We start from the raw sequence: 13,660 nt of genomic DNA on the forward strand, positions 1-13,660 counted from the left end.
GGTCCTGACCGCCCGAAGAGCCGGTGTTCGAGGGTGAGAGTCGGCCGCGCTGGATGGCAGATCGCTGTAGGTGTCGTTCCCTCGTTGTCAGCCCCGGCCCGCCTATCTGGTGGCGAGTTGCCGGCCGTCATGGTGGGTAAGGCCGAGGTTGACGGCTGCGGCTCGGTGGGCGAGCCAGGCGAGGCTGCGTTCGGCCATGGTCGAGTTCGGGCACACGAGCAAGAACTCGTCGCCGCCCATCCGGCCGAGACGGTCGGTGCTGCGCACGTGGTGGAGCGCAGCACCCGCGAAGTCGTGAATCATCCGGTCGCCGGCCTCATGGCATCACGATCGTTGATCAGCTTCAACCCGTCGAGATCGAAGTAGACCGCGGCCGTCGCCAACCCCGACCGACGGTCGGTGCGCACGGCGTCATCGAGCGCAGTGAGCACGGCGTGGCGGGACAAGGTGCCACTCAGCGTGTCGACCGGAGCGGGATGCGCCATGCGGCGTCCCGGGCAGCGCGGCAGGCGAACGCATTCGCGGCCTGCGCGAGCACGATGGTGGCGAACGCCGCGCCCGACGCTGCGGCGAGGTCGGGAAGTGGCCGCCGGGGCGCCGCCCTTGACTCGCGCGCACCGCGAGGAACGCCATGAGTCCGACGTTCGGCCCTGGCGGCTGCTGACCCACCACCGTAGGGTGACCGCGTCCCTGCAAGAGGGAGGTCACCGTGATGCTCGGGTTCGGCTGGTCGCTCGGGGCGTGGCTCGTGGCCATCGTGTCGGTGATCGTGACGGCGGCCGCCTCGGTCGTGGCGATCGCCGCGGTTCGGCGGCCGAGTCGTGTCCGCATCGTCTTCGACGTCGCCCGGCTCGTCGTCGCGATCGTCGGTGCTGCGGTGATGATGTTCGCCGTCGGGACCTCGGTCGGCGCGATGTGGATCGTCCTCGCACTCGTCAGCGGCATGGGGCTCGGCGTGCTCCAAGGGCGTTCGCTGCACATCGAGTGGCGAGGCGCGTCGCCGGTGGCCACTCGCACCACGGTCGGGTTGGCGACGTGGTCGACCGGCGTCGTCGTGATGCAGCTCGCAGGCGTCCTGGCTCACACCGGGCTGCTGCAGATCGGTCAGCTGGTCGGGTGGTTCGGCGCCGGGGCGCTCGCCGGGATGATCGCCGGCCGCCAGGGGATGGTGGCTGCGAGTCGTCCCGTTCCGGCCGCCCTCGTGCTGCTAACTTTGGCCGGCGGTTGGATGTTGGTGACGATCGGTTCCGCGACCAGCGGCGAGGCGGCATCCGATCCGGGACAGTGGTCGCTCGTCGCCACCGAGACCAACCCGGCGGGCGGCGAGGCACCGCCCGCGTGGCAGATCGAGCTCGGTCCGACCTCGATCCACGTGGTGCAGGGGATGGGCGTGGACGACGGCAGCGGCGCCGAGGCGCAGTTCTCCGGATCGTGGCCAAAGCCCCCGACCACACTGGAGCCTGGCGCGACGCTCGCCGTCCCGGTCACGGTGACGGGCGAGATCACCGGTAGCCGCGAGACGCAGTACTACTTCGCCTTCGACGTGATCCTGCTCGTCGACGGCCGCTGGGACGGCGTGGCCGTCGGCGCCGCAGCGAACTGCTGGGAGACGACGGTGATCAGCAACGAGTTCGTGTGTAGCGAACCGCGGACCGTCCCGGGCGAGTTGTCGGCGACGGTGCCGAGCTCCGGCGACACCTGGTCGTTCTCGCTGTCGGCCCTGAACTGCGGCGGTGCGTGTGAGGTGCGATCGACCTACCGGTTCGTCGCCTCGGGCGAGGCCGGGCCCGCAGCCGCCGGGTCCGATGCGGTCGATCCGACGGCGACGCCCGAGACCGTCATCGAACCAGACCAGGCGATCGCCCAGGCCATAGCCGGCATGATCATCGCCATCGCCATCGGCCTGATCTCGGCGAACGAGGCGGGCATCCTGATCGGCTCGGTCCTGGACCGAACGGCGTTGGCTCGTGAGGAGAAACCTTCCCGCCCGGTGCCCGAACCACTGCCTCCGCCGTCGCGAACGGATCTCCCACCTCCTTCGGTGACGAGTTCGAGCCCGCCCGCTCTCGGCGGGACGGGTACCGAGATGCGCGCCGCGGCGCCGCGAACGCACGAGGAACTGATGGACGCGGTGCGCGACAAGCTGAACGCCAAGCCGGCCGACCGCACCCGGACCCTCCCGATCGATGAGTACGTGGCGTACATCCAGGAGATCGAACGTCGCTTTCCCAAGGCCGATCCCGCGGACGTTTTTCGCGCCCTCCACGCCGACGAGTTCGGGGTCGACCTCGACGCCAACATGCCGGTGCCCTGGACCTGGCAGCGATTCGTCGGAGGGGCCGATGGTGGGTACTACCGGGAGATCCTGTCCGCGCTGAACCTCGATCCGAGATCGACCGACCCGCCGATCACCTATGTCACGCCCAAGTGGCTCATCGGACCCAACGGCGCACTCATCGACATGACGCACGCCTACGCCGGGGTCCGGAGCGACATGAACCGGGAAGGGCAGCCGGAGTTCTGGCGGGACTTCATGCGCTGGACGCAGACCGACGGGGGCGACTCGTGGCAAGAGGTGATGCACGCACCTAGGTCGAGCTGGGAGCACGGAGAGTTCCGATGGGCGTCGGAGTTCGCGCCGCCCGACCAGCGCGCCGGCAACGCCCTAGGGAACTGGCTCGCCGACTTCTATGCCGACCCTGCCAATCGGGACGTGCCGGCCAGCGAGGCCCTCGGACGGTTCTTCGAAGATGCCAGTCGAGTGTTCTAGGCCGCCGTTCAGCCGTTCAAGATCTCAGCCACCTCTCGGGCGCAGTAGGTCAAGATCATGTCGGCTCCGGCTCGCTTGATCGAGGTCAGGTGTTCGAACATGGTTGCGGTCTCGTCGATCCAGCCGTTGGCGCCGGCGGCCTTCAACATCGCGTACTCGCCCGAGACGTGGTAGGCGGCCAGCGGTACGTCGAAGCGCAGCCTGGCGTCGGAGATGATGTCCAGGTACGACAGGGCTGGCTTCACCATGACCATGTCGGCACCCTCGTCGAGGTCGAAGGCGATCTCTTCCATCGACTCACGCCGGTTGGCGGGATCTTGCTGGTAGCTCTTTCGGTTGCCACCACCCGCGATCTGAACGTCGACGGCATCACGAAATGGCCCATACTCGGCCGATGCGTACTTGGCGCTGTAGGCCAGAATCGCGGTGTTGATGTGACCGCTGCCATCCAGTGCGGCCCTGATCGCGGCAACCTGGCCATCCATCATGCCCGAGGGCGCCACGACGTGAGCCCCGGCGTTGGCCTGGGCAACCGCGGCAGCCTGGTACAACACCAGCGTCTGATCGTTGTCGACATCGCCGTCGACGACGATTCCGCAGTGACCGTGATCGGTGTATTCGTCGACGCACAGGTCGGCCATCAGCACCACGTCGTCGCCGAATTGGGCCCTGAGATTGCGCAGGGCCACCTGCACGACACCGTCGGGGTTCCAGGCCTGCGACCCCTCGGGATCCTTGTGCAGGGGCACACCGAACAGCATGATCGCAGGCACACCCAGATCGCGCAGGGCCGACACCTCGGCCACGAGCGATTCCTGAGTGTGTTGCACCACACCGGGCAACGACGAGATGGGCACCGGGGTGTCGATCGCCTCGCGGACGAACAACGGGGCGATCAGGTCGTCCACACCCAGCCTGGTCTGGGCTACCAGGCGACGCATCGCAGGAGTGGTTCGCAATCGACGGAGGCGACGGATCGGAAAGTTCACGCCCACGAGGCTAGATCGTCGCCCAGCTCGAACCATCCCCAAGAGCCGTCGACCTCGACAACCCAGCGGCGGTGTGTCCACCTACCAGGGTTGTCGCCTGCCACCGATGCTGTCAGCGCAGGCGCGTGCGGCTGCTGCAGCGGATCGTCGCTGAGGCGTTCGCCCCTGACTTGTGGGCCGGGCGAAGCCCACGATCGCCCGCGCCAGCCGCTCGAGTCGATCTCGATCACATCGGGCCCCAACAGCAGATCTCCAACCACGCGGCAACGCTGTGCGGAACCTTCGGGAGCGTCGGTGGCGTACCACTCGAGGTCCAGCCCCAAGGGCACCAGCCGGCCCCTCGCATGCACCTCCAGGGCATCGTCGGGCCGATCCAGCTCGACCCCAAAGGCCTCGAGACCAACCGTCCATCGTTCCCACGGTTCCTCGCACACGTGGTGCGCCCACATTCCCGAATTGCGGAACTCGAGCGAACGGGTCGGCTGCCTCATGGTGATTGCGTCGTCGACCGCAACGATGAGCGACCGGTCGAATCCGGTGACCGCGCACGAATAGTGAGCCAGCCCCAGCGGGGGGTAGTGCCTGAACTCGACCCATCCGAATGCATCCGCGGCCTGGTCGCAGAACTCGAACCACCAACGGTCGACCGGGGCACTGGGGTCGGGCCGCTCGAGCCCGTCATCTGACACAACGACCATCGAGACACCGTAGGCTCAGGGCCGTGAAGTACCTCAGTTCAGAGTGGCTCGATGCGGTGAGAGCTGCCGTCTCGACCGATGCCGAACTGGCCGAGGCAGCCGCCGACACCGAGCTGGTGTTGCAGCAGGTCGTCACCGGGACACCGTTCGGCGAGGTCGCCTATTTCATCACCTTCGATCGTGGCGAGGTGTACGTCCAGGCCGGAGTCGCTTCCTCCAGCGATGTCGCCTTCACCCAGGACTATGAAACCGCCGTTGCCGTGCACGAGGGACGCTCCAATGCCCTGGAGGCGTTCCAATCCGGACGAATCTCGATCAAGGGCGAGGTCGCCAAACTCACGGCCAATCAGGGCGTCATCGGCCGTCTCGACAGCGCCTTTTCGGCCGTCAACTCGAGCGTCGAGTTCTAGGCAGAGGTGCGTCGGTGCCCGAGATCCCCGAGATCAGAGCCCACGCAGAACGCCTGAGCGAGCAATACGCAGGGCGCCGCCTGATCGGGTTCAAGCCCCTCAGCTTCACAGTGCTGAAGACGTTCAGCCCCAGGCCCGAAGACGCTTATGGCCAGCCTCTCGACTCGGTTACATCACACGCCAAGTACCTGCTGCTCAACTTCGGCGACATCAGCTTCGTCGTCCACCTCATGCAGGGCGGGCGCCTCAAACCAGATCCCAAGATGGCCAAGAAGCCTCGCGGCGGACAGGCCCGGTGGCTGTTCGAAGACTTCGACGCCTTGTTGCTGACCGAGCCAGGCACCGAGCGACGCGCCGGGGTGTGGGTGGTCACCGGCGATGCTGTCAGTCAAGAACCCATCGCCGAGCTGGGGCCCGAGGCGACCTCGCTGTCGGCATCTGAGCTGCAGACGGTCTTGAACGCCCACAGCATGAGGCTGCACGGGCTGCTTCGCGACCAGAGGATCGTCTCGGGACTGGGCCGCCGGCTGGCCAACGAGATCTGTCATCGGGCCAAACTGTCGCCGTTCGCCACCACCTCGAAGATGACCGCTGACGATGCCGGAGCCATTCATGCGGCGATGCATGCCGTGGTCGACGAGGGGCTGCAATACGACCGGTCGCGCGGCGAGATGAGCAACTCGTCCGACCGGCCCAGCGCAGTACACGGGCGTGCCGGACAACCCTGCCCGGTGTGTGGCGACGAGGTCAGATCGGTCGAATACCGCAAATACACGGTCAGCTACTGCCCGAGCTGCCAAACCGGCGGCAAGATCCTCGCCGACAACACCACCAGCAAGTTCTTGAAATAGGGGCTGGGGCGTGGTCGCCGGCGCGGCGGGGCGCTACTGGCGCCACCGAATCGGAGCCACAGCGTCTGGCTGAAACGAGCAGTAGGTGCCCGTGCGTACACACTGCGTCAGGCGCGAGGCGAGCTCTGGCTGCGCCGGGGCGAGCTGATCGATGGCGTACCGAATCGACCGGGTCACGCTGGTTCGTGCCCGCTCGGACGAACCGCCGACGGTACGGCTCCGACCGCCCAGGCCGACGGCCCGTCGCAGCTCGGCGATCAGATAGTCGCGGTCGGCCTCGGCAAGCTCGGCCCGCGCCGGGTCGTTCATTCGCCGAGCACGGTCGATATCGTCGTCGATCTCGGCGAGCCTGCGTCGATAGGCGTCGCGCGCCGAGTCGTCGAGGACCGGCAACCCAGCCTGTCCGTATTGGAGCGAGCCAGAGTCGCCGTCGCGGTGATCTCGGCCCGGGCGCAAGACCCCTTCGTCGCTGGCCACCAGATCGAGGACATGGATCTCGCGGCCGGGGTCGGCGATCAGGCGGGCGATGAAACGAAACCCCTTCAGGTCGCGCATCGTGGTGGTGAACCCGTCGAAGCCGACCTCGCGCATCCCCGCGCTCGCTGCGAACACGGCGGTCCTTTGGGCTGGGGGCGGTGGCGCAGCGGTCGCGGTGACAAGGCCCGAGGTTTCCGCCAAGGCCGCAACTTCCTCGACCCTGCCGAGCGCGCCGTACCGGCCGTACAACGACGCAGCGGCGCCAAACTCCATGGCGGCGGCATCGGGGCGGCCCAACGACCGGTAGGCCAGGCCAAGCACCACCCGTGCTGCCGCGGCCTCGTACGGAGCGCCCATCTCGGTCCAGGCCGCCGCGGCCTCCGACGCTCGATCGACCGCATGGGCAGGGTGGCCCTCGAGCAGATCAGCCCGTGCAGCCGCCAGCATCGCTGCTGTCTTGAGCCCGCGGCTGGGGAAGCTGGCGGCTATTTCGGCTAGGCGCTGGGCCGCGACCCGGACCGTTTCGGCGTCGTCGGCGGCGAACGCTATCTCGGCCTGTGCATCGAGCAATGGGGCCAGCCGAAGCTCGCCGTTGGGGGGACGCTCCTTCGATGGGATGTCGAAGGGGACGTCGATGGCTTCGGCGATCATCGTCGAGGCAGCACCGACTTCGCCTTGGGCCAGCCTCAACAACGCCAGGCCCGGCTGGGGCGACCAGGCGTGCTCGTGGGCTTCGAGGAAGGCATCCTCGGAGCCTGCCAGATCGCCCCGTCGCAGACGGATGGTGCCCAACTCGGCCAGCGGCCACCCAAACTCGCGGCGCATCCACGGGCGAAGCTCGTCGCACGCACCAATCGCCTCGGCTTCGGCCTCATCGCAAGGTCCAGACACCCGCAGGAGTTCGGCCCGGTGCACCCGACAGCGACCGTTGATGCCGCCGAAGGCTGCCCCGTGACGCCAGCGCTCCATCACGTCGGTCCACTCGCCGGCCACGTCGTGCAGTCCGAGCCCCTGGGCCGCACAGATGAGTTCGCAATACATCATCCCGGTGGTCAACGGGTCGGCGTTGCCGGCCATCAACAGCGCCCCGACCTCGTCGAGCTGGCTCAGTCCGCCTTCGAGGTCGCCGTCGAAGATACATATGCGCGCTCGCGCCGTCGTGCCGATGACGACGGCCGGGGTGACACCAGTGGCCGTCCCTAGCTCGATCGCTCGCTCGGAGAGCCGACGAGCCGAATCCATGTCGCCGCACATGAACCTCTCGTAGGTCCGGGTCATCGCGACGATTGCATGCGCGGGCGTGTCGTGCTGGCCCTCGAGCAGGCGCTCTGCGGTAGCCAGCCAGCCCCGAACTGGCGCCATGAGGCCCGTGTCCATCATCAGGTACATCGCCACCATGGCCGCGGCGCGAGCTGCCGCGTGCAGGTCGTTGCGACCCAGCTCGTATGAATACAGCCGTTCCCAGGCCTCGACGGAGGCTTCGAACTCGCCGGCGCCATAGGCGGCCTGGGCGAGCAACTCGAGCAAATCGGCATGATTGCCGCCGGTGGCGGTGTTCGCACCGTCGATGTCGGAGCCGCGCAGCAGATCGAACGCGGCCGTCCAATCACCCTCGGCCACCAACAAGGTGGCGCGGCTCAGAACTGCCTCGTTTGTCACAACGTCACAGACAATGTCACGCCTTCGAGGTGTCACACCCATTTGGGTGCGCGCGAGTTCAACTGGAGGAGCAACCATGGAACCAACCGAACAGCTCGAGGTCATACTGCCGATCGTCTGCAACCTGGTCGACCGAATCACACCCGCACAGCTGACCGAGCCCACCCCGTGCGACCAGTTCAGCGTCCACGGCGTACTCGACCACATGATCGTGCTGGGGACATCTTTCTCGTCGCTGTTCCGGGGCGAGGAGGCACCCCAAGCGGATGCGCCGGTGGTGTACGGATGGGTTCCAGCCAAAGACTTCCGGTCCGCGATGGACGACCTGCTCGCCGCGGTGCGATCCGAAGGGGCTCTAGACAGAATGCTCGACACCCCGATCGGCCGGATGGACGGAGCGACGTTTGCGCGGGTGGTGGCCTTCGACGGGTTGCTTCACGGATGGGATCTGGCCGTCGCCACGGGCCAGGTGTACGCCGTCGACCCAGACGCCGTCGCGGCGGTTGATGCGTTCGCCCGCGTTGCCCTCACCGACGAGCTCCGCCAAGCAGGCCTGTTCTCGGCTCCGGCACCGGCTCCGGAAGACGCGTCGGCACTCGAAGCGCTGGCCGCGTTCAGCGGGCGGTCGATCGAGGAGCGCTGGCGCACACCGTCGACTCCGATCCGAGTCGACAAGAACGACGTACCTACGAAGATGGATGTGCCAGGAGCCAAGGCCAGGCAGATGCCCGACTTTGGTGACGCAACCGGGCTGGGCAAGATGGCCGGCGAGTACTTCTCTCTGGCGGCGGGAACCGACATCGCCCCTCTGCTGCAGGGACTGGAACACGACATGTGTGATGCCCCGCATTGGGGCTACATGCTCGAGGGTGAGGTGGTCGTGACGTTCGTCGGCGGCCGAGAGTTCACATTCGCAGGTGGCGACATGTTCCATTGGCCTCCCGGCCACTCCGTGCGGGTGATCGAGGACACCGAAGTCGTCCTGTTCAGCCCCCAGCACCAACACGTCAAGGTCATGGACCACATGCTCGCCAAGCTCACCGGCTGAACCCTCCTAGCGGGTTCGCCAAAATAGACAGTGGGGCCGCCGAAAGCGGCCCCACTGTCGGGAAATCGAGGTCGGGTTCGGTTACCCGGACGAAATCAGCCCAACAGGCCCATCTCGGCAACGGCGTCGCGCTCTTCGACCAGCTCGGCCCAGGTGGCTTCCATCTTCGACTGCGAGTAGTCGTTGACGTCGAGGCCCTGCACTACCTGGTACGTACCACCCGAGGTGGTGCACGCATAGCTGGTGATGATGCCCTCAGGGGCGCCATAGCTGCCGTCGGACGGAATGGCCATCGACACCCAATCGCCAGAGGGCGTACCAGCCGCCCAGTCGCGCATGTGATCGATGGCTGCCGAAGCGGCCGAAGCCGCCGACGACAGACCGCGAGCCTCGATGATGGCGGCACCACGCTTCTGGACCGTGGGGATGAACGTGCCGTCGATCCAATCCTGATCGTTGACCTGCTCGGCGGCGTTGGCACCGTTGACCTTGGCGTTGAACAGATCTGGGTACTGCGTGGCCGAGTGGTTGCCCCAGATCGTCATGTTCGTGACGTCGTTGATGCTGACCCCGAGCTTTTGCGACAGCTGGGCCTTGGCACGATTGTGGTCGAGACGGGTCATCGCCGTGAAATTGGCGTTGGGGATGTTCGGCGCGTTGTGCATCGCGATCAGGCAGTTGGTGTTTGCCGGGTTGCCGACCACCAAGATCTTGCAGTCTGGGTTGGCGCTGTCGGACAGCGCCTTGCCCTGACCGGTGAAGATGCCACCGTTGGCCGACAGCAGATCGGAACGCTCCATACCCGCCTTGCGGGGCATCGAACCGACCAGCAGGGCATAGTCGGCGCCTTCGAACGCCTGGTTGGCGTCGTCTGTCTTGACCATTCCGGCCAGCAGCGGGAACGCACAGTCATCGAGCTCCATACCCACACCATCCAGGGCGCCCAGCGCCGGCGTGATCTCGAGCATCTGGAGGATGACCGGCTGGTCGGGGCCGAGCATGGCGCCCGACGCGATGCGGAAGAGAAGGCTGTAGCCGATCTGGCCGGCGGCCCCGGTGACTGCTACGCGAACTGGATCGCTCATCGAAGATCTCCACGTGTTGAGGGGGAACGGTTCAAGAGTAGCCGTGACCGCAACGTGGCCGAACAGAGGATCAAGTCCGCTGTGTGTTGCCCTGCCAGCTCGAGAACAGCTCGGCGTAGATTCCTTCGCCGTCGACCAGTTGCTCGTGGCTTCCAGCCTCGACCAGATGGCCGGCATCGAACACCAAGACGAGGTCGGCGGCCTCGGCGGTCGACAGGCGGTGGGCGATTGACACCGTGGTGCGACCCTGTGCCAGGGTCTTCAGCGCCCCTGCGAGGGCCCGCTCGGTTTCGGGATCGACGGCGCTGGTTGCCTCGTCGAGAATCAGCAAACCAGGGTCGGCCAGCTCGGCACGGATCAGGGCGACTAGCTGACGTTCTCCGACCGAGAGGTTCTCGCCCCTCTCGCCCACCTGGGTGTCGACGCCGGCCGCCATCGAAGCGAGCCAGCGGTCGAGGCCCAGCGCCTCTGCTGCCCTCTCGATCGCCTCATCGGTGGCATCGGGTTTGCCGAAGCGCACGTTCTCTCGGATCGTGGTGTCGAACAAGAACCCGTCCTGGGGCACCATCCGAATGTGGCGCCGACGAGAGTGCGGATCGGCCTGGCTCAGCTCTACCCCACCGATCTTCAGCGAACCCGCTGTGGGGTCGGCCAGCCGGCACAGCAGCTTTGCGAAGGTGGTCTTGCCCGACCCGGTCTCGCCTACCACGGCCACGTTGGTGCCTGCCGGGATCACCACATCGATTCCGTGCAGAACCTCGACACCGTCGCGGTAGGCAAATCGGATACCGCTGGCGTTGATGTCGAGCGGGCCGTCGGGAATCTCCAGCCCGTTCTCGGGCTCGACGATGTCGATCTCCTGGTCGAGCAGGCCGAGGACCTTGCGGAATCCGGCCACGGCTGTCTGGGTCATGTCGAGGATCTCGGTGAGTTCCCCGATCGGGCTCAAGAGCAGGTTGACCAGGAACAAGAAGGCCAGCATCGTGCCCACCTCCAGATCCCAGCCCGCGCCCCACTCGACCCCGACGATCACCACCGCAGACAGGGCAAACGATGCGAACACGTCGCCCATCGGGAACATGATCGCGAAGAACTTCACCGCCCTCATGCGAGCCCGATACTGGTTGTCGATGACCCGCTCGAGCCTGCTGCGGGCACGGTCGCCGAGGCCGTAGGCCCGGATCACCGCGGCGCCGCCCACCGATTCGCTCATCTCCGACAGGGTCTCCCCCACCGCTGTGCGGAAGTCGTCGTAGGCGGCCAACTGGCGCTTTTGCATCGCACGCAGAGCCGGCAGCAGGGGAATGAACACCACCAGAACGGCCAAGGTCAGCTGCCAGGAATACACCAGCATGACCACCAGGATTCCCATCAGCAGGGTCGAGTTGATGATCCACGACATTCCGGCCCACTGGGCGAACCTTGCCAGCGTCTCGATGTCGCTGGTGACACGAGCGACCAAGACCCCTCGCTGGGTGTCGTTGTGGTCTGCGATCGACAGCTTGTGGATCTTCGCGAATGCCCTGGTGCGAATTGCGTACAACGCGTTCTCGGTCGCGATGGCCAGCCTGATGAAGGTGGCCCGCTGAAGAATGGCCACGCCCAGGATCAGCACAGCCGCCGTGGCGCATGCTCGCCAGACGAATCCGGCGTCGTATTCGGAGCCGTCAACCAAACCCCGGTCGACAACCTGCTGGATCAGTATCGGCACCGCAAGGCGCCCGGCCGCACCCACCAACGCCATCGCCACGGTGAGCCGAACGCCGCGCAGGAGCTCGGGAGTGACCGCCACACCTCGACGCAGCAGCTCGACTGCACCGACGTCTTGCAGAGGCAGCGGGCCTTCTTCGGGCGGCACCTGGGCGATCATCGTTCATCCTCGTAGGCGGTCACCAGGGCCTCGTAGCTCGGAATAGACATCAGCTCGTCGTGGGTGCCGGTAGCCCTGACCTTCCCGGCTTCCAGAAACACGACACGATCGGCGAGCTTGATGGTCGACAGGCGGTGGGCGACGACGAGTGTCGAAGCATCGAGATGATCGGCCAGGGCGTCGAGGATCTCGCGTTCCACCGTCGGGTCCACGGCCGAGGTGGCATCGTCCAGGAACAAGACCCGTGGTTGGCGCACCAGGGCGCGTGCCAGTGCCACACGCTGTCGTTGCCCGCCCGACAATGTCACGCCCCGCTCGCCGACCACCGTGCCGTAGCCGTGGGGCATTGCGAGGATGAACTCGTGGGCGTTGGCCAGGCGCGCCGCGCGTTCTACCGCCTCTCGGCCGTGGCGACCGTCGGGGTCGATGTTGGCCTCGACGGTGTCGGCGAACAGGTAGGTCTCCTGGAACACCAACGACGCGAACTCGCTGAACTCGCGGGCGCTCATGGTTTCCAGCGGCACACCGCCGATGCGGATGTGTCCAGAGTCGGGCCTGATGAGCCTGAACAACAGATGTGCCAGGGTGCTCTTGCCCGAGCCGGTTGCACCGACGATGGCAACGATCTCGCCGGGATCGACCCGGAAGCTGACGCCGTCAAGCACGGCCTCCCCGGTGTGGCTGAAATGCACGTCGTCGACTTCGATACCCGCCGCCGAGTGGATCTCGGGTGCTTGAGCACCGTCGCTGTCGGCCGTGGCCTCGAGGACCCGCTCGATGCGCTGGGCCGCAACCAGGGATCTGGGCAACTCCTCGAGCAGGAACCCCAGAACTCGCATCGGGAACACCAACATCTGCAGCAGCAACATCGACTGAACGACATCACCTGCGGTGGAGGCGCCAACCGACACGCGCCAGGCTCCGACCGCCAGCACGGCGACCACGCCGAGGGTCGGGAGGGCTTCGATCACGGGTTCGAAAGTGGCCCGAAGGCGACCCATGTGAATACGGCTGTGGCGCAACCGGTCGGCAGCGGCCTCGAGACGGGCCACCTCGGCATCCTCGCGGCCCAGGGTCTTCACCACCAGGGCCCCGTCGACGCTCTCGTGCACGATCGAGCCGACCTCTCCCAGCGACGCCTGCACAGACTCGGCCGGACCGATCACCTTGTGGCTGAAAATCCGGTTGGCCACGATCAGGACCGGGAACAAGCCCGACACGGTCAAGAGTAGGTAGGGGTCGGCCGCCAGCAGGCTGAGGAAGGCAGCCACGAACAACACACCAACGCCGATGGACATCGGCAGGGGCTGCATCGCCATCGTCGAGGTCTCGACATCGGCATCGGCGTTGGCCAACAGCTCGCCGGTGGGGTAATCGCGAAAGAACGACATGGGCACGGTGACGAATCGATCGCTCAGCTGAGAGCGCCAAGTCGCCTGCTGCCTATCGGTTGTCATGGCACCGAAGTAGCGCCGCATGACCACACCGGCTGCACGCACCAGGGCCACGGCCACGATGGCCACGACGCCCGCCACAAGGGTCGACCTGGGTACGCCCTGTTCGATGCCCGGAACAACCACGTCGTCGGTCACCCGGCCGATCACCACGGTGCTGCCGACGGAGAAAATCGAGAAGATCGAAGCGCCGAGCACCGAAAGCGAAAACGGACCTGGGTGGTTGCGCACGTAGCCAAACAGCATGCGCATTCCAGGAATGAAGATCGGTGGTTTGTGGGCCGAGCGCTCGCGCCCGTTCGAGTCCATACCCCTCCTCGTGCGGCGCCTGCGAAGCGTACCGGTGTCG

At 66.4% G+C, this 13,660-nt stretch carries 12 protein-coding genes; 4 read left to right on the plus strand and 8 right to left on the minus strand.

What is annotated here, in order from left to right; all coding sequences use genetic code 11:
• Positions 1-102: 102 nt before the first annotated feature.
• Together R2770_10395 and R2770_10400 are read right to left on the minus strand one after the other, a co-directional pair.
• Positions 103-303 carry a hypothetical protein gene (locus tag R2770_10395; GenBank protein ID MEZ5280874.1) on the minus strand — a complete coding sequence of 67 codons (201 nt, stop codon included), beginning with the start codon at positions 301-303 and terminating at the stop codon, positions 103-105.
• Positions 300-485, minus strand: a complete 186-nt coding sequence (locus R2770_10400) for a hypothetical protein (GenBank protein MEZ5280875.1) — start codon at positions 483-485, stop codon at positions 300-302. Before R2770_10400 ends, R2770_10395 begins: the two co-directional genes overlap by 4 nt.
• Before the next feature lie 224 nt (positions 486-709).
• Here R2770_10400 and R2770_10405 point away from each other — a divergent pair, with 224 nt between their 5' ends.
• Positions 710-2,770: a hypothetical protein gene (locus R2770_10405; GenBank protein MEZ5280876.1), complete on the plus strand. Its 2,061-nt coding sequence runs from the start codon at positions 710-712 to the stop codon at positions 2,768-2,770.
• Positions 2,771-2,778: 8 nt separating this feature from the next.
• Here the strand turns inward: R2770_10405 and hemB are convergent, their stop codons facing one another.
• Both hemB and R2770_10415 read right to left on the minus strand, forming a co-directional pair.
• Positions 2,779-3,759: a porphobilinogen synthase gene (gene hemB / locus R2770_10410; protein ID MEZ5280877.1), complete on the minus strand. Its 981-nt coding sequence runs from the start codon at positions 3,757-3,759 to the stop codon at positions 2,779-2,781.
• Complete coding sequence (locus R2770_10415; GenBank protein ID MEZ5280878.1) at positions 3,756-4,457, minus strand: hypothetical protein; 702 nt, start codon at positions 4,455-4,457, stop codon at positions 3,756-3,758. Before R2770_10415 ends, hemB begins: the two co-directional genes overlap by 4 nt.
• Before the next feature lie 23 nt (positions 4,458-4,480).
• On the opposite strand from R2770_10415, the gene R2770_10420 reads away from it, so the two are divergent.
• Positions 4,481-4,867, plus strand: coding sequence for an SCP2 sterol-binding domain-containing protein (locus tag R2770_10420; protein ID MEZ5280879.1), 387 nt, complete (start codon positions 4,481-4,483; stop codon positions 4,865-4,867).
• Between the two features lie 14 nt (positions 4,868-4,881).
• The gene (locus tag R2770_10425) at positions 4,882-5,718 is read left to right on the plus strand and encodes a DNA-formamidopyrimidine glycosylase family protein (GenBank protein MEZ5280880.1); all 837 of its coding nucleotides are present in this window, start codon (positions 4,882-4,884) and stop codon (positions 5,716-5,718) included.
• A 33-nt stretch (positions 5,719-5,751) separates the two neighbouring features.
• Here the strand turns inward: R2770_10425 and R2770_10430 are convergent, their stop codons facing one another.
• A complete protein-coding gene (locus R2770_10430; GenBank protein ID MEZ5280881.1) occupies positions 5,752-7,854 on the minus strand; it encodes a hypothetical protein in 2,103 nt (700 codons plus the stop codon).
• A 76-nt stretch (positions 7,855-7,930) separates the two neighbouring features.
• On the opposite strand from R2770_10430, the gene R2770_10435 reads away from it, so the two are divergent.
• The gene (locus tag R2770_10435) at positions 7,931-8,902 is read left to right on the plus strand and encodes a TIGR03086 family metal-binding protein (protein MEZ5280882.1); all 972 of its coding nucleotides are present in this window, start codon (positions 7,931-7,933) and stop codon (positions 8,900-8,902) included.
• Between the two features lie 95 nt (positions 8,903-8,997).
• On the opposite strand, the gene R2770_10440 is transcribed toward R2770_10435, so the two are convergent.
• From R2770_10440 to R2770_10450, 3 genes are all read right to left on the minus strand, one after another.
• Positions 8,998-9,987: a malate dehydrogenase gene (locus R2770_10440; GenBank protein ID MEZ5280883.1), complete on the minus strand. Its 990-nt coding sequence runs from the start codon at positions 9,985-9,987 to the stop codon at positions 8,998-9,000.
• 70 nt (positions 9,988-10,057) lie between these two features.
• Positions 10,058-11,857, minus strand: a complete 1,800-nt coding sequence (locus R2770_10445; GenBank protein MEZ5280884.1) for an ABC transporter ATP-binding protein — start codon at positions 11,855-11,857, stop codon at positions 10,058-10,060.
• The gene (locus R2770_10450) at positions 11,854-13,620 is read right to left on the minus strand and encodes an ABC transporter ATP-binding protein (GenBank protein MEZ5280885.1); all 1,767 of its coding nucleotides are present in this window, start codon (positions 13,618-13,620) and stop codon (positions 11,854-11,856) included. Before R2770_10450 ends, R2770_10445 begins: the two co-directional genes overlap by 4 nt.
• Positions 13,621-13,660: the final 40 nt, after the last annotated feature.

This window comes from Acidimicrobiales bacterium (assembly GCA_041394185.1).
Classification (GTDB): Bacteria; Actinomycetota; Acidimicrobiia; order Acidimicrobiales; family Poriferisodalaceae; genus JAAETH01.